Origin of the sequence: Sphingobium aquiterrae (genome assembly GCF_037154135.1) — a bacterium.
In the GTDB taxonomy this organism is placed as follows: domain Bacteria; phylum Pseudomonadota; class Alphaproteobacteria; order Sphingomonadales; family Sphingomonadaceae; genus Sphingobium; species Sphingobium aquiterrae.
The window spans coordinates 59,954-76,605 of record NZ_JBANFL010000015.1 but is presented as its reverse complement, the minus strand read 5'-3'; the positions used below and the strand labels follow the sequence as shown (position 1 = coordinate 76,605).

The 16,652-nt window shown below is 65.2% G+C and carries 15 protein-coding genes; 12 read left to right on the top strand and 3 right to left on the bottom strand.

The genetic code is table 11. The features are described from left to right. Window positions 1-71: 71 nt before the first annotated feature. Entirely contained in the window at window positions 72-515 is a 444-nt protein-coding gene (locus WFP78_RS16290; RefSeq protein WP_336964633.1) for an Lrp/AsnC family transcriptional regulator, read from the bottom strand. Between the two features lie 125 nt (window positions 516-640). Between WFP78_RS16290 and alr the strand changes: the two genes are divergently transcribed. The 3 genes from alr to WFP78_RS16275 are packed head-to-tail and all read left to right on the top strand — an operon-like array spanning window position 641 to window position 3,425. Continuing rightward, entirely contained in the window at window positions 641-1,774 is a 1,134-nt protein-coding gene (alr, locus tag WFP78_RS16285; protein ID WP_336964630.1) for an alanine racemase, read from the top strand. Then, window positions 1,771-3,024: a D-amino acid dehydrogenase gene (locus WFP78_RS16280; RefSeq protein WP_336964627.1), complete on the top strand. Its 1,254-nt coding sequence runs from the start codon at window positions 1,771-1,773 to the stop codon at window positions 3,022-3,024. Before alr ends, WFP78_RS16280 begins: the two co-directional genes overlap by 4 nt. 53 nt (window positions 3,025-3,077) lie before the next feature. Beyond that, entirely contained in the window at window positions 3,078-3,425 is a 348-nt protein-coding gene (locus tag WFP78_RS16275) for a RidA family protein (RefSeq protein WP_336964624.1), read from the top strand. Between the two features lie 100 nt (window positions 3,426-3,525). Here the strand turns inward: WFP78_RS16275 and WFP78_RS16270 are convergent, their stop codons facing one another. Further along, complete coding sequence (locus WFP78_RS16270) at window positions 3,526-6,027, bottom strand: PepSY domain-containing protein (protein WP_336964622.1); 2,502 nt, start codon at window positions 6,025-6,027, stop codon at window positions 3,526-3,528. Window positions 6,028-6,056: 29 nt separating this feature from the next. Here WFP78_RS16270 and WFP78_RS16265 point away from each other — a divergent pair, with 29 nt between their 5' ends. Continuing rightward, the gene (locus WFP78_RS16265; RefSeq protein ID WP_336964620.1) at window positions 6,057-6,332 is read left to right on the top strand and encodes a hypothetical protein; all 276 of its coding nucleotides are present in this window, start codon (window positions 6,057-6,059) and stop codon (window positions 6,330-6,332) included. On the opposite strand, the gene WFP78_RS16260 is transcribed toward WFP78_RS16265, so the two are convergent. Continuing rightward, complete coding sequence (locus WFP78_RS16260) at window positions 6,301-6,927, bottom strand: GntR family transcriptional regulator (RefSeq protein ID WP_336964617.1); 627 nt, start codon at window positions 6,925-6,927, stop codon at window positions 6,301-6,303. The two genes, WFP78_RS16265 and WFP78_RS16260, sit on opposite strands and share 32 nt — an antisense overlap. Before the next feature lie 122 nt (window positions 6,928-7,049). Here WFP78_RS16260 and WFP78_RS16255 point away from each other — a divergent pair, with 122 nt between their 5' ends. The 8 genes from WFP78_RS16255 (at window position 7,050) to WFP78_RS16220 (ending at window position 16,650) form a co-directional block, all read left to right on the top strand. Further along, complete coding sequence (locus tag WFP78_RS16255) at window positions 7,050-7,886, top strand: carbon-nitrogen hydrolase family protein (RefSeq protein WP_336964615.1); 837 nt, start codon at window positions 7,050-7,052, stop codon at window positions 7,884-7,886. Further along, entirely contained in the window at window positions 7,883-8,779 is an 897-nt protein-coding gene (locus WFP78_RS16250; RefSeq protein ID WP_336964612.1) for a proline iminopeptidase-family hydrolase, read from the top strand. The genes WFP78_RS16255 and WFP78_RS16250 overlap by 4 nt, the downstream gene beginning before the upstream one ends. A gap of 129 nt (window positions 8,780-8,908) precedes the next feature. Further along, window positions 8,909-11,044 (top strand): TonB-dependent receptor, encoded by a 2,136-nt coding sequence (locus WFP78_RS16245; RefSeq protein WP_336964610.1) that lies wholly within the window; start codon window positions 8,909-8,911, stop codon window positions 11,042-11,044. A gap of 80 nt (window positions 11,045-11,124) precedes the next feature. Beyond that, window positions 11,125-11,964, top strand: a complete 840-nt coding sequence (locus tag WFP78_RS16240) for an alpha/beta hydrolase family protein (protein WP_336964607.1) — start codon at window positions 11,125-11,127, stop codon at window positions 11,962-11,964. Continuing rightward, window positions 11,951-12,733, top strand: a complete 783-nt coding sequence (locus WFP78_RS16235; RefSeq protein WP_336964604.1) for an HpcH/HpaI aldolase family protein — start codon at window positions 11,951-11,953, stop codon at window positions 12,731-12,733. Before WFP78_RS16240 ends, WFP78_RS16235 begins: the two co-directional genes overlap by 14 nt. After that, a complete protein-coding gene (locus tag WFP78_RS16230) occupies window positions 12,730-13,839 on the top strand; it encodes an ABC transporter substrate-binding protein (RefSeq protein ID WP_336964601.1) in 1,110 nt (369 codons plus the stop codon). Before WFP78_RS16235 ends, WFP78_RS16230 begins: the two co-directional genes overlap by 4 nt. Continuing rightward, window positions 13,836-15,581: an ABC transporter permease gene (locus tag WFP78_RS16225; protein ID WP_336964598.1), complete on the top strand. Its 1,746-nt coding sequence runs from the start codon at window positions 13,836-13,838 to the stop codon at window positions 15,579-15,581. Before WFP78_RS16230 ends, WFP78_RS16225 begins: the two co-directional genes overlap by 4 nt. Continuing rightward, on the top strand, window positions 15,574-16,650 hold the full coding sequence (locus WFP78_RS16220; RefSeq protein WP_336964593.1) for an ABC transporter ATP-binding protein: 1,077 nt from the start codon (window positions 15,574-15,576) through the stop codon (window positions 16,648-16,650). The genes WFP78_RS16225 and WFP78_RS16220 overlap by 8 nt, the downstream gene beginning before the upstream one ends. The last annotated feature ends 2 nt before the right edge of the window (window positions 16,651-16,652 follow it).

Here is a 16,652-nt window from a genome sequence, read left to right as displayed (position 1 = left end):
CGCGGGACGAACACTCATAGCGCAGGATCGCTCCCCAGAATCGCATCCTTGTGCATCGGCCAAGGCCTTCGTCAAAAGGCAGCCATCACGCTGCGCATTGCGATGCTGGAGTGGATGCGGCTGACGCCGGGGAGCCTGGACAGGATGTCCTTGTGGATTTGTTCATACGCGGCGGCGTTTGCGGCGCGCGCGCGCAGGACATAGTCGACGTCGCCGGTCATCAGGAAGCATTCCTCGATTTCGGGATGGCGGCGAACGGCGGCCTCGAACCGGTTGAGATATTCCTCCGTCTGCCGCTCCAGCGTGATGCGGACGATGGCGACGATCCCGTCATCGAGCAGGCCGCCTATGATCGCGGTATAGCCCTTGATCACGCCGGTGCGTTCCAGAATCTCGACGCGGCGCAGGCAGGCGGAGGCGGAGAGGCCAACCGCCCGGGCCAGCGCGGTATTCGGAAGCCTGCCGTTCAGCCGCAATTGCCGGATGATGGCCCGGTCGATGGAATCGAGTGACACAATGATCCTCTAAAAAGTTCGAATATCATTCTATATTATGCGCTGTGAAAGCCAAATATTGTGCAATCAGGGCAAAAATTCGAATAATTATCGCTCATATTGGCGCCGCTGAAAAGGGGGCTGTGATGAAGGGTGCGGGGCAGGCATTTGCAAGCGGCAGGCTGGCGGTCGATCTTGACGCGCTGCTTGCCAATCACCGGACCCTCGCCCATCGGGTCGCGCCCGCCCAATGCGCCGCGGTGATCAAGGCGGATGCTTATGGTCTGGGCGTTCTGCCGGTCGCGGCGACGCTGGCGGCGGGCGGCTGTCGCGCTTTCTTCGTTGCGCATCTCGCCGAAGGGCTGGAGGCAAAGCCCATGCTTCCCGACGATGCCGAAATCTTCCTGTTGAATGGGCTCCCCGCCGGCGCGGAAGAAGAATGCGCGCGGGCCGGCCTGATCCCGGTGCTCAACAGCATGGGGCAGGCGAGGCGGTGGGCGGCGTTCGGCGCAGCCATGGGGCGGCCCGGCAAGGCCGCGTTGCAGATCGACAGTGGGATGTCGCGCCTCGGCCTGTCGCCGGACGATGCCGCGGCGTTGGCGGGGGATGTCGCCTTCCGCGCAGCGGTGACGTTGCGCCTCATCATGAGCCATCTGGCCTGCGCCGACCGATCGGAGGCGCCGTCAAATGGCGATCAGCTGCGCGCTTTCGAGGTGGCGGCGGCCTGCTTCCCCGATGTCCCGCGTTCACTGGCGAATTCGGGGGGCGTGTTCCTGCCGTCTTCCTATCATCAGGCGATGGCCCGGCCCGGCATCGCCCATTATGGAGGTGCCGCCAATGACGGGATCGGCGCGGCGCTGAAACCGGTCGTGCGGTTGCAGGCGCAGATCGTCCAGTTGCGCGCGATCGGGCCGGGGACGGGCGTCGGCTATGGCCTGGATTTTCGTGCGGACCGGCTCTGCCGGCTTGCGACGCTGGGCGTGGGCTATGCCGATGGCTGGCCGCGGTCGCTGGGTGGAGGTCGTGGCAGTGCCTGGTTCAACGGCATCCGCCTGCCGACCGTGGGGCGCATTTCGATGGACAGCATGACGGTCGACATCGGCGCACTGGAGGACGGCACCCTTGCCGAAGGGGACTGGGTCGACCTGATCGGTCCCGACCAGGGGATCGACGCGGTCGGCGTGGCGGCCGGCACCATTTCCTATGAGATCCTGACCAGCCTGGGGCATCGCTACGAACGCGTTTACCTGGGCGGTCATATGGGGAGCAGCAGGCCATGAAGATTGCGGTATTGGGCAGCGGGGTCATCGGCGTCACTTCCGCTTATTATCTCGCCAAAGCCGGGCATGAGGTGACGGTGATCGATCGCCAGCCCGGCCCCGCGCTGGAAACCAGCTTTGCCAATGCGGGCGAAATCTCGCCCGGCTATGCCTCGCCATGGGCGGGGCCGGGCATTCCGCAAAAGGCGATCAAATGGCTGCTGATGAACCATCCGCCGCTGATCCTGCGTCCGGCGGTCGACCGCGAGATGCTCGGCTGGCTGTTCGCCATGCTGCGCAACTGCACGGCGCAACGCTATGCGCTCAACAAGGAGCGGATGGTTAGGATCGCCGAGTTCAGCCGCGATTGCCTGATCGATCTGCGCGCGCAGACCGGCATCGACTATGACCAGCGGATGCAGGGCACGCTCCAGCTTTTCCGTACCGAGAAGCAGGTGCAGGACAGTGCCAAGGACGTCGCCGTACTGCGCGAGACGGGTGTGCCCTATGAGGTGCTGGACCCCGCCGGATGCATTGCCGCCGAGCCGGCGCTGGCCGTGGTGAAGGAAAAGTTCGTGGGCGGTCTGCGCCTGCCCGGGGACGAGACGGGGGATTGCTTCAAGTTCACCGTCGCGCTTGCCGCTTTGGCGCAGGCGCAGGGCGTGACGTTCCGCCATGACACGGGCATTCGCCGCATCGACATGGCGGGCGGGCAGGTGCGCGCCATCCAGACCGACAAGGGCGACGTGCAGGCGGATCGCTATCTGGTCGCGCTGGGCAGCTATTCGGCGGGGCTGCTGCGGCCGCTGGGGCTCAAGCTGCCCGTCTATCCGGTGAAGGGCTATTCGATCACCGCCCCGATCGTCGAGCCCGACCGCGCGCCCGTCTCCACGCTGATGGATGAGAGCTACAAGATCGCGATCACCCGCCTTGGCGATCGCATCAGGGTGGGCGGCATGGCGGAGATTTCGGGCTATAAGCTGGGTCTTGAGCAGCGCCGCCGCGATACGCTGGCTTTCTCCGTGGGCGATCTCTTCCCCGGCGCGGGCGATCTGCTGGGGGCCAGTTTCTGGTCCGGGTTGCGGCCGATGACGCCGGATGGAACCCCCGTCATCGGCGCGACGAGCATCCCCAACCTGTTCCTAAACACCGGGCACGGCACATTGGGGTGGACGATGTCATGCGGTTCGGCGCATGTCATCGCCGACCTGATGAGCGATCGTCAGGCCGCCATCGATACCAGCGATCTCTCGCTCTCCCGCTATGCCTGAAATGGACGGGAAGCCGGAACGCTCACCCTCATCAACACACAACAGGAGCTGTTATGACCATTCGTCGCATTGAGGCCGGCCCGCGCATGAGCCAGGCCGTCGTCCATGGAAACACCGCCTATCTGGCCGGTCAGGTCGGCGCCCCCGGCGAGAGCGTGACCGCCCAGACCAGGGCAGTGCTGGCATCGGTAGAAGCGCTGCTGGCGGAGGTGGGCAGCGACAAGTCGCGCCTGCTGATGGCCACCATCTGGCTCGCCGACATGGCCGATTTCGCCGAGATGAACGCGGTGTGGGATGCATGGATCGACGGCAAGGACGCGCCTGCCCGCGCCACCGGAGAAGCGAAGCTGGCAACCCCGGACTATAAGGTGGAAGTGATCGTCACCGCCGCCATCGACTGAGGCCGACCGGCCTGGGCGCGGCCTGACCGCCGGTTTCGGCGATCGGGCCGCGCCGATATGTGCGCGGCCGACGGGTTTGTCGTCATCGACCCGGACGACCTTAATAGATGTCCTTGCGATATCGGCCATCGTCCAGCATGGCCTCCACCCTGTCGTCACCCAATATGGCGCGCAGCATGGCGTCCACCTGCGGCGCCATGCCCTTCAGGCTACCGCAGACGAGGATCGCCGCGCCCCGCGCGACCCATTGCCGGATATCCTCGGCCGCCGCCCGGACAAGATCCTGCACATAGCCTCCGGCGGCATCGCGCGACCATGTGCGGTCCAGCCTGGTCAATATGCGGCTGGCCATCAGCGCCATCAGTGCCATGTCGTGGAACGCGTCACAGGCCCGGTTGCGCTCGCCCAGCAGCAGCCATGCGTCCGCGCCGCCCGTAGATGCCCGATGCCGCAGATGGGCGAGCAGCCCGGCAAGGCCGGTGCCGTTGCCGATCAGGATCATCGGCCGGTCGCTGTCGGGCGGCCCGAATCCCGGATTGGGCCGGATGCGGACATCCACGGCCCCGCCCATCGGCGCGAATGCCGTCAGCCATCCCGAACCAAGGCCAAGGCCGCCGTCCGGGTCCGCGACCTGCCGCACCAGCAACTGCAACTGACCGCAGCCGGGAATGGACGCGATGGAATATGCGCGACGGGGCAAGGGAGGCAGGGCAAGCAGGCTGTCGAGTGCGCCATGATCCGCGGGCGAGGGCAGGATGCTGCGCGCGAGGTGATCGGCAAGCGGCAGGCCGTTCACCGTGTCGGCGATGTCCAGCCGTGCCTCCGCCATGAATGCGGCGACCTTCGAGGGGGCGTTGCGTGGCCCGATCTCGGCGATATCGCCCGCTTGCCATTGGGCATGCGCCGCGTCGACCGGTTCCAGCGCGATATGATAGGCCGGGCCGCCCACGCTCCCCGGGTTGAGAAGGCGCCGTTCCACCAGCCGCCATGGCGTGCAGGCGGGTGCCCGCCAGTCGGGCCGGTCGCCATGGCCGCCGATTGTGGCAAGCTGTTGCTGCCAATGGTGGAGGGCATGGCTGTCCTCGCCATCGGCCTTGACGAGATCGAACAACCGCGTGGCGCCGCTGTCGTGCAGCCAATGGTCCAGCCGATGCCCGAAGGCGCAGAAATCGGGATATTCCCGGTCGCCAAGGGCAAGGACGGCATAGTCCAGCCCGGCCAGCAGCGCGGGCGATGTCATATGCTGCCTTGCAAAGCCGCGCGCGCCGTCGGGCGGCCCGCCCTCGCCATAGGTGCTGGCGATGAACAGCGCGCGCCCGGCGCTGCGCAGCCGTTCGGGCGTGAGCTGCGCCAGTGGGACGACCGATGCATTGTCGAATGCGCTGGCGGTCATCCGTGCGCGCCGTTCGGCATGGCCGGTCTGGCTGGCATGGACGATCAGCGGGCCGGAAGCATCGCAGGCGACCGAAGGGGAGGGGGTGAGCGCGCGCAGTTCTTTCTTGCGGCGCCTGCGCGAGACATAGAGCAGCAAGCCGGTGACGGAGAAGAGCGGCATCGCGAGGCTCGCCAGCGTCATGACGACCCGGCCGGGGAGACCGAAAAAGGCGCCCCGGTGAATTTCCAGCATGGCGCTGATGACGACCTGTCCCATCGGGCGGTCGGCATATCGGTCGATCTTCAGGATGTTCCCCCGGACAGGATCGATCTCGATCTGGTCAAGCATCCTGTCGTGGCGGGCATCAGCCAGCAGCGCGCGGATGCGGACGGGCCCGTCGCCCCTGGGAAGGACGATGGTCGCTTCCTGGTAGCGGCCATGTGAAACGCGGTTGAAGCTGGCCCATGCGCGGTCGATCGGCACGGGGAGGGCTGGGGCGACGGGGGCTGGCGGCTTTGTTTCCTCCGGCCCGGCACGGGTTCCGGTCAGCACATAGGTCGCGCTCTGGCGATACCAGTCATATGACCACCAGAGCCCGGTCATGGCGCTGAGCAGGTAGAAGATCAGCACCCAGCCGCCGATGACGGCATGCAGCATGCGGTACAGGTTGGGGCCGGTCCGGCGCAGGTCGAGGAGCAGCCAGGAACGCCAGTCCAAGGGCTTGCGCGGCCAGCGCAGATAGAGACCAGACAGCGCGAAGAAGATCAGCGCGAGTGCCGAAAATCCGGTGATCCGCCGGCCGATGCCTTCGCCACCGCCGGGCAGGGCAAGCCAGCGATGCACCGCCCGCACGAAGGCAAAAAAGCCCTGTCCGTTGGCGTCGCCCAGAAGCGTGCCTCGCTGCGGGGCGATATAGCTGCGTTCGCCGCGCCCCTGCCTGCCCGCTGGCGGATCGAAGACGATGTGCGGTGCCCGGTCCGTGTCGATCGGCATGACGATGGTGGCAACGCCAAGCCCCCGGCGCTGGGCCGATGCCGCCGCAATCAGCCCGTCCGGCGAGAGGCGCGGGGCGGAAGAGGCTTCCACCCGGACGATGCCGGGGCTGAACGCCGTCATCACCTCGTCCTCGAAGCCCATCATGGCGCCGGTGACGCCCATGATGGCGAGGACGAGGCCAGCGGTCATCCCCAGCAGCCAATGGATGTGGAAGAGCAACGGACGGATCATGCGGTCTTTTCGTCTTCGGGACACCGCCGATGACGGATCGCATCAACGTAGAAGCCATAATTGGCTACTATTATTCGAGTGTCAAACGATTCGCGATCTGGGCGCCGCTGAACGGCGTGCTTTCCTGTGCCGGCGTTGATGGCTGGCTGATCGGAATTGCGGGCTTGCTTCTGTCGGGGTGCCTGCCGTGGGATGATCGGCCGGGGCAAGGCATGTCAGGCGCAGGCGTAATCGGCGGCGGGGCCATCATTACCCCCGCCTTTAGCCCACTCTTCAGTTTTCCGGCCCCTCCCGCCATCTGTTGAGGTGCGCGCGGACAATCGCCGACAGCGCCTCGCCATTGCGGGCTTCCAGCAACTGCACCATTTCGGCATGATCCTTGTTGCTGTTCTTGATGGCCGGGACGGAGCGCCAGCCGCGCGCGCCCGGCAGGCCGCGTTGCCGCAGCGCCTTGATCTCCGCGGCGAGCGTGAGGTTGCCGCACGCCTGATAGAGCCGGTCGTGGAACTCGGCGTTGAGGCCGCGCAGCACGTCGAGGTCGCCCAGTTCGATGGCGTCCTCGAACTGATGGACCAGCGCGTTGAGGTCTGAAATATCCTCTTCGCTGCGCCGCTGCGCCGCCAGGCTGATCGCGCCGGTTTCCAGGATGGTGCGCGTCTCGATAAGATATTCGCGCTCCCGCTCGGTCAGGTTGATCACCCGATAGCCGCGATTTTTCACATGCTCGATCAGATGTCGAACCTTGAGGTCCAGCAAGGCCATGCGGACGTCGAATCGATGCGCGCTGTACATCGCCTCGATGTCCGCCTGTTTCAGCCATTCGCCGGGCCGGAAGCGACCACCCAGCAGGTCCGCTTCCATCGCCGCAATCAGGTCTGCCGCTCCATCTTTTTTCTTCAAACCGTTTGACTCCGCAAAAATAGTAGCCAATCATTACAGCCAATGATGGCGGTCTAGTTTAGCAACTGTCTCGATCGGTTGCCAGCTTTCGCCTCGAAAGACATCAATCCAAGGAGAAACCAATGTCACGAGCCATGCGCGTCGCATGCGTGCAGACATGCGCAACGCCCGATGTCCCCGCCAATCTTGCGCAGGCATATGGGCTGATCGAAAAGGCGGCCGGCCAGGGCGCGCAGCTTGTCGCTCTGCCCGAGGCATTTGACTGCCTGGTCCCGACGGCCACGGAAATGCATGATTATGCCCGGCAAGAGGCCGACCATCTTGCCCTCAACATGCTTCGGCAACTGGCGGGGCAATTGCGGATCTGGCTGCTCGCGGGGTCGGTTTCCGCACGCTCTGTCGATGGCGCGGTGGCCAACAGGTCCGTGCTGATCGCGCCGGATGGCGATGTCGCGGCCCGCTACGACAAGGTGCATCTGTTCGATGTCGACCTGCCCGACGGCACATCCGCGCGCGAGTCCGACTTCTATCGCGCGGGGACGACGGGCGTGGTGGCGCAGGCGCCTTGGGGGCGGCTCGGCATGAGCATCTGCTACGATGTGCGCTTCCCCGGCCTCTATCGGTCGCTCGCCGGTGCCGGCGCGGAGATCATCGCCGTGCCCGCCGCGTTCAGCAGCATGACGGGGCCGCTGCATTGGGAAGCATTGCTGCGCGCGCGCGCGATCGAAACGGGCAGCTTCGTCATCGCCCCCGCGCAATGCGGCCATCATTATGGCGAACGCTGGAGCCATGGCCATTCGATGATCATCGACCCGTGGGGCCGGATATTGGCGCAGGCGGGCAGCCAGGTGGACGTCATCATGGCGGATATCGACCTGGAGGAGGTCTACCGTTTCCGGTCCGCCATTCCCTCGCTGGCCAACGGCCGGGCCATCACGATGGGCGAGGTGGCGGCATGAGCCATGCTCCCGAAATCCGGCGCATCCGCCTGCGCGAAGGATATGAGGTCGTGGCCTATATCCATGGCCCCGATCTCCATGACACCGGGCCGGAAACCATCCTGCTGGCCAATGGCGGGCCGGGGCTGCCCAGCCTGTATCTGCGCGCGCCGCACGCCCGGCTGGTCGACCGGGGCTATCGCGTGGTCGCCTGGGACCAGCTTGGCTGCGGCGCGTCCGATCGGCCGACGGACCCGGCACTGTGGACGCTGGACCGTTATGTCAAGGAGGCGGAGCAGGTGCGCGCCGCGCTGGACCTGGGGCCGGTGCATGTCCTGGGGCATAGCTGGGGCAGCTGGCTCTTCACGGAATACAGCCTCACCTATCCGCAATGGGTCAAGAGCTATGTGATTGCCGATGGCGCGTGCGACATCCCGCATCTGGTGAGTGAACTGCATCGGCTGCGTGCCGCGCTGGGCGCCGAAACCGTGACGATGATGACGGCGCATGAGGCGCAGGGCACGCTGGATCATCCCGAATATCAGGCGGCGGTCGCCCTGCTCAACCATCGCCATGTCTGCCGGCTGCCGGTCTGGCCGGACACGCTGACAGACGCGCTCGCCGACTGGAACATGGGCCCCTATGAGACGATGCAGGGGCCCAATGAGTTCACCTACACCGGCAATATGAAGGACTGGAACCGGGTGCCGGCGATGGCCGGCATCGCCGCGCCCTGCCTGGTGCTCGCGGGGAAATATGACGAGCTGACGCCGGCATGTTCCTTCCGGATGCATGCGGCGCTTCCCCAATCGCAGATCCACATCTTTCCGCACAGCTCGCACATGCCTTTCTACGAAGAGCCTGAGGCCTATTTTGCGGTCCTCACACGGTTTTACGAGAGCATAAATAACTGAAATTCATAGATTATAATCTATTTATGATAGTATCAATAATTGGCTACTATTTGTAGCGTGTATTGGCTACTATCTATGAGTCGGTCGTCAGGGGCGACCAATCTCAAGTTGGGAAGGACGATAAGGGGAATGCGCAAACTCACTCACATTCTGCTCGCGGGGACCGCGATGCTGGGCTTTGCGGGCCAGGCACTGGCGCAGGGCAGCGAAGGCGGGACGCCGGCAGGTGACGCCACCGAAGGGGAAATCGTCGTCACCGGCTCGCGCCTGTCGAAGACGCTGGAATCCTTTCCGGGCTCTTCGACGGTGCTGGGGGAAAAGCAGCTGGAAGAACAGCTCGCCACCACCAACGATATCGGATCGGTGCTTGCCTTCACCGTTCCGGGCCTTGCCGCGTCCAACGGCACGGCGGCGAATGTGGAGCAGGGCCTGCGTGGCCGGCCGTTGCGCGTTTTTGTCGACGGTGTCCCGGTGTCCAACCCGCTGCGCGATGGCGGCCGCGACCTGCGCCTGATTTCCCCCAATGCGATCCAGGGTGTGGAGGTCATTCGCGGCGCTTCGGCCATCTACGGCCAGGGCGGCGCCGGCGGCATCATCAACTATGTGACGCGCAAGGGCACCGCCAGCGATGGCTGGAAATTCCGGACGGAACTGGGCACCGGCTTTTCGACCGAGCATTTCGGCGACAGCCTGAACCCCTCCATCGCGCAGACGATCACCGGCGCCGCCGGCGGTTTCGACATCACCCTGAACGGCAGCTATGAGCGGGTGAACGGCCAGTTCGATGCCGACGGCGATCGGCTGGCGCCCGATCCGCACAATTATGGCGGCATCGCCGACTCCGACATCGTCAACCTGTTCGGCAAGGTCGGCTATAATTTCGGCGGCCAGCGTATCGAGGCGATGGTGAACTATTATCGCCAGCATCAGGACACCGACTATATCAGCGTCACGGGCAATATCGCCAACGGCATCAAGGAAACCGCGACCAAGGGTTCCTATGACGCGCGCGCGCTCGATCCGGTCAATCGCAACCTGATGAGCTATGTCGGCTATTATAATGACGACCTGCTCGCCAGCATATTCCATCTGCAGGTCTATTATCTGAAGAATTATTCGGTCTTCTCCTTCGATCCGGCGCGGCTGGGCGGTACGCAGACGACCATCACCTCGGAAAAATATGGCGTGCAGGCTGATTTCCGCACATCGCTGGAAAAATTCGGCCTGCCAAAGGGCGAACTGCTGTGGGGCACCGACATCAGCCGGGATACGACCGCGCAGCCCCTTATCCCCTTGACCAACGCGCCGGGCGACGGGCGCACCTTCACCCCGCCGCTCAAGCAGATGAACTATGCGATCTTCGCGCAGCTCGAATTGCCCGTCACCGATTGGTTCACCCTGCGCGCCGGCGTGCGGCATGACGAGTTCCGCCTGACCATCGACGATTTCGTCGCGGGCCTGACGGGCGTGCATGTGTCGGGCGGCAAGCTGGACTATGCGGCGACGCCGGTGAACATCGGCGGCACGATCCAGGTCATGCCGGAAGTGCAGGTCTTCGGCGGCTTTTCCCAGGGCTTTTCCATCCCCGACATCGGCGCGCCGCTGCGCCGGGTGTCCGTGACCAACCTAGATGATTTCGATCCCAAGCCGCAGCTGGTGAACAATTTCGAGCTGGGCGTGCGCGGCACGGCTTACGGCATCCATTATGCCGCCGCCTATTTCATCAGCAAATCGAAATATGGCACGGATTTCGTCATCGACACCGCCAATCCGACCGAGGCGAAGACGCTGCGGGAGAAGGAGCGGATTCAGGGCTGGGAAGTGTCGCTCGACGGCAAGATCGGCGTCGCCACACGCTGGTCGGCCAGCTATGCGCATACCGAAGGCCGCCGGGATGCCGACCATGACGGCACGCTGGACACGCCGCTCAGCGGTCGTCGCATCGGGCCGGATCAGCTCAACATGGCGATCGAACATGACCTGACGACCGACTGGCTGGTGCGCCTGCAATATAACCATTCGGGCAGCCGCAACAAATTCCCCACCGCCACCGTCGGCAGCTATTTCACGGGCAGGGTCCGGCCGGTCGACCGTATCGACGCCTCGACCCGGTTCAAGGTGGATGCGTTCGACGTCAGCCTGGGTGTGAACAACCTCCTGAACGAAGACTATTATTCGGTCACGTCGCAAATGCTCAATCGTAACGAGCTGTACAGCAAGGCCCAGGGTCGCACCGTCTACATCAAGCTCGGCCTCAATTACTGACGGCCTGAAGGCCGCACGACACCCTGTGATCAAGGAGGAATGCGGCCGGTCGCCCCGGCGCCGGCCGCACCATCATATCTATGTCCATTCCGTCTACACCGCCGCCCCTTGGTCCTTACGATTTCGGTCATACGCCAGCGACGGCGTGCAGGCTGGACCAGCGCTTTTCCTATCTGCTCCATGTGCCCAAAGAGGGCGATCCGGCCACGCGGCGCATATTGGTGGCGGTTCACGGCACCGAGCGCGCCAATCATGTCTATCGCGACCTGTTCGCGCCCCTGGCCGACGCGCTCAACCTCATCATCCTGGCGCCGCTGTTCCCCTGTGGCATCGATGATCCGCATGACCGGGACAATTATAAATATATCGAATATCGCGGCATTCGCTTCGACCGGATTCTGCTGTCGATGGTGGACGAAGTGGCGGCACGCTATGCCGTGCCCGAAGGGCCATTTGCCCTTTTCGGATTTTCCGGCGGCGCGCATTTCGTGCATCGCTTCTTCTATCTGCATCCGCACAGGTTGAGCGCGCTGTCGGTCTGCGCTCCGGGCTCGCCCACATTGCTCGATGCCGATCGCCCATGGTGGGTGGGCGTCGCGGACATGGAGGCGCGCTTTGGCTGCGCGCTGAATATCGCGGCGATGCGCCGCGTTGCGGTCCATCTGGCGGTGGGGCTGGCGGACCTCGACACCTGGGAGATCACGCACCGTCCGGGCAGCGCACACTGGATGGAGGGCGCGAATGACAGCGGCACGACACGCGTCGACCGCCTCCGGGCTCTGCATCGCAGCCTCCAGGCGCAGGGCATAGAGGCGCGGATGGAGCTGTTGGCGGGCGTGCGGCATGAACGCGCCGCCATGGTCGGGCAGGCGGAGAAATTCTTCTCCAGCTTTTATGGGCAACGCGATGCTGCGGCCTAATGCGCTCAAGGCGCGGATCGCGCGCAACCAGCCCTCCACCGGTTGCTGGCTGTTCCTGGGCAGCCCGCCTGCGGCCGAACTCCTTTCGCATGTCGGCTTCGATGCCCTGATCGTCGACATGGAGCATACGCCGGTCGGCATCGCGCAGGTCGTGGACCAGATGCGCGCGGCAGACCGGGGCAGCGATGGCCCGACCCTGATGGTGCGCCTGCCGGCGGCGGACAGCATGATGACCAAGCCCGTGCTCGACGCCGGTGCCGAAGGGCTCTTCGCGCCCAATGTCGAGAGCGCCGACGAGGCCGCGGCGCTGGTCGCCAGCGCCACCTATCCGCCGCGCGGCCGCCGTGGCCTGCATTATACCGTGTCGCGCGCGGCCGGCTGGGGCGCGGCGACGGCGGATTATCCCGCCCATGCCGCCAGCCAGTTGCTGACTGTCGCCATGATCGAATCCGAAAAGGGCGTTGCGGCCATTCCGGAGATCGCGGCGGTGCCCGGCATCGACATGCTGTTCCTCGGCCCGCTCGATCTTTCGGCCAGCATCGGCGTCCCCGGTGACTATGATTGCGCGGCATACCGTGATCTTGCCGATGAAGCCGAGCGTCGCACCAGGGAAAGCGGCATCGCGCTGGGCGGGACGATCCTGCCCGGCCTGCCGGCGCAAGCGCTGTTCGATCGCGGCTATGCCTTCGTCACGGTCGGCGCGGACGCCGGCCTGCTCCGTTCGGCCGCGCTTGCCGCCCTGCCAAAGAGGGATATCGTCGCGTCATGAGAGACACGCCTTTCCTCGACCGGCGGACGATTCTGGGCGCGCTTGGCGGGCTTGCGGCGGCCTGTTGGCCATTGGGTGGATCGGCCGCGACCGGGCCGGATCTGGCGGTGGCATCCCGGCGTGAAACCGGCTTGCGCATCTATTCGAACATGGCCGATTATAACTGGCGCGAGATTCTGGGCGGTTTCAGGCGCCGTTACCCCTGGATCGACGTCGAAACGCTGGACATGGGGCCGACCGAAGTCTTCGAACGCTATTATGCTGAAACATCGGCGCGGCGGCGCTCGGCGGACATGATCGTCAGCAGCGCGCCCGATGCGTGGCTGCGTTTCCTCGGGCGGCGTGGAGCGGCACCCTATCGCAGCCCGCAGGCGGCGCATCTTCCCGCATGGAGCCTGCCCGCGCCGGGCCTCTACACCCTGTCGGCCGATCCGATGCTGATCGTCTACAACAAGGCGCTGCTCGATCCCGCGCAAAGGCCCACCGGATTGCGGCAGCTCCTGACGCTGGCGCAGGCCAATCCGCGCAAGTTCCGCAACCGCATCACCACCTATGACGCATCGAGCCACGCGCTCGCCTATGCCGTCCACTGGACGGCGATCCAGCAGAAGCGGCCGGGCGGCTGGGACCTGATGCAGCGCATCGCGCCCTATGTGCGCGTGGAAACGGGCGGCGCGACGATGATGGATAAAGTCACCGTCGGCGAATATCTGGTCGGTTATCATGTGTCGGCCGTCACCGTGCTGCCGCAGATGCTGACGCGGGGCCGCGCCAAGATTGTCGACTGGACGCTCTGCGCCGACGGCACGCCCGTCGTCCTGCGCGGCATGGCGGCCACGGCGGCGGCGCAAAGCCCGGCCTCGGCGCGGCTGATGCTCGACTATCTGCTCTCGCGCGAAGGGCAGATCGCGGCGGCGAAGGGTGGGTTGACCCCCTATCGGCCCGATGTGCGCGAGCATGAGGTGCCCTTCCTGACACATGATGCCGTCGTGCGCCGGGTGGGTGCCGCCAATGTCGTGCTGGTGGGCTACGACCCCCGCATGGTGGCTGGCTATGCGGCTTTCATCAAAGGCTGGAACGCCCTTTTCCACAGGCGCCGGTCATGAGCGGACAGATATCGATGACCGTCACATCCTCTCCATCCGCATCGCTTTTTTCCGGGCGATCGCCGCTGTCCCATGCCGTGCTGATCCAGTGGGGCATGGCGATCGTGACGCTGGTGCTGGTGGCCGCGCCGCTGGGGCCGATCCTGTGGCAATCCCTGCTGGATCGCCCGCTGTACGAGGCGGGCGCGCTGCTGACCGGCGTGAACTACACGCGCCTGTTCGGCGATCCCGATTTTCATGACGTGCTGGTCAATTCCTTCGAACTGGCGTTCCTCTCGACCTTGGTCGCCTGTGGCGCCGGTGTCGCCTTCGCGCTGTTCCTGGAACGGACGAACCTGCCCGGCCGTGGCCTGCTGCGCAGCCTGATCCTGTGGCCGATGTATATTTCCCAGCTCGTGACCGCCTTTGCCTGGTATGTGGTCTATGGCCCGGCGGGCTATTTCACCCTGCTGGGGGAGCAGTGGATCGGCGTGCCCCCATGGGACATGTACAGCATTCCGGGCATGGCGATCGTGGCCGGCGCGACCCAGGCGCCGCTGGTCTATCTCTTCTGCTCCAGCTCCGCGCGGATGGCCGACGCGACGCTGGAGGATGCCGGCCGCAGCATGGGGGCGAGCGCGCTCCGCGTCCTGTGGTCGATATCGTTGCCGCTGATGCGGCCCGCGATCATCTACAGCGGGCTGCTCGTGTTCATCGGGTCGCTTGAGATGCTGGCCATCCCGCTTGTCTTCGGCCGCCCCGCCGGGCTCGAATTCTTCACCTCCTTTCTCTACAGCAAGGGGCTGGGCGCGATCACGCCCGATTACGGCATGGTGGGCGCGGCGGCGGCGTTCCTGCTGCTGCTGGTCTCCGGTCTGCTCGTCCTGCAGGGGCTGCTGCTGCGCAAGGCCAACCGCTTCATCACGGTGCGGGGCAAGGCGCAGCGGCCCAAGCTGGCCGATCTGGGCAAGGCGGGCTGGCCGGTCGCCGCGCTGCTGGGGCTCTATATCCTGCTCTGCGTCATCATTCCGCTGGCCGGCATCGTCATGCGCGCCTTCACCAGTTTTCTCACCCCGCTGCTCTCCCCCATGAAGTTGCTGACGACGGACAATTTCACGATCCTGTTCGCCTATCCGGCCTATGTTCGGGCGATCACCAACAGCGTCGTCATCGCCCTGGTCGGCGGCGTGGTGGCGACGGCCTTTGTCGCGGTGCTTGCGCTGGTGATCCAGCGGTCCGATTTCCCCTTCCGCCGCCAGCTGGAATTCGTGGCGCTCTATCCGCGCGCCATGCCGGGCATCGTCGCGGGCATCGGCTTCTTCTGGGCGATGCTGCTGCTGCCCGGCGCCAGCCTGCTGCAGGGGACGATCTGGATCTTGATGATCGCCTTCACCATGCGCGGCATCCCCACGGCCTATGGCGCGCTGGCGCCGGCGCTGATGCAGATCGGGCGGGAGCTCGACCAGAGCGCCCGTTCGGCCGGCGCGGGCTGGTGGACGGTCTCCACGCGGATCATCCTGCCGCTGATGAAGCCGGCCCTGTTCTCGGCCTTCACCCTGCTGTTTCTGGGGGCGCTCAAGGAATATGCCTCGGCGGTCTTCCTCTTCGCGCCGGGGTCTGAGATCATCGGCACGACCATGCTGTCATTCTGGTCGAACGGGAATACCGGCGCCGTCGCCGCCCTCTCCGTGATCCAGCTGCTCATCACCGTCTTCTTCGTGACGGCGGCCCGTTTCATCACAAGGACTCATCGCGATGTCTGATGTCTATGTCGAAAAACTCTCCAAGCGCTTTGGCGATGTCACCGCGTTGCACGGTGTCGACCTGCATGTCGCGGAGGGCGAATTCCTGACGCTGCTCGGCCCGTCGGGATGCGGCAAGTCGACCACGCTGTTCGCGATCGCCGGGCTGGACAGGCCGACCGGCGGCACCATCCGGGTCGGCAGCAATGTCTTCTTCGACGCGGGCAGGGGCATCGACGTGCCGCCCGAGCATCGCAATCTCGGCCTGGTGTTCCAATCCTATGCGCTCTGGCCGCATATGTCGGTGCGGCAGAATCTGGCGTTCCCGCTCAAGTTGCGCGGCGTGGGGAAGGCGGAGCAGGCCAGCCGGATCGCCGAAGCGCTCTCGCTGGTCGACATGGAGGATTATGCCGACCGGCTGCCGCATGAATTGTCGGGCGGTCAGCAGCAGCGCGTGGCGCTGGCGCGGACGCTGGTGTTTCGCCCGACGCTGCTGCTGCTGGATGAGCCGCTGTCCAATCTGGATGCGAAGCTGCGGATCAAGGCGCGCGGCTGGCTCAAGCAGCTGCAGCGCCAGCTCGGCCTCACGACCATCTATGTCACCCATGACCAGGAAGAGGCGCTGGCGCTGAGCGACCGGATCGCGGTGATGGAACGGGGCAGGATCGCCCAGCTCGATCGCCCGGAAGTCATCTACACCCGCCCCGCCAATGCCTTTGTCGCGGATTTCGTGGGGGCCAGCAATTTCCTGCCGGTCGAGACCAAGGGCAGGTCGGCGGAGTTTTTCCAGGTGCTGTTCGAAGGCCAGGGCCTGTTGTCGGCGGTGGCGACGACGGCGGGGGAATGCGGCAGCAGCGCGATGCTGACCGTCAGGCCGCAATATATCCGCCTGTCGCGCCAGCGGCCCGAAGCGAACGGCAGCAATATCCTGGAAGGCCGGATTGTCGAGCGCACCTATCTGGGCGCGCGGCACGCCTATGCGATCGCCATTGGCGGCCATAGCCTGATCGCGGAGGCGGAGGATGTGCTGGAACCCGGCCCGGTCTTTGCGTCTTTCGCACCGAAGGATACGTTGCTGGTGTCGGCCTGAGG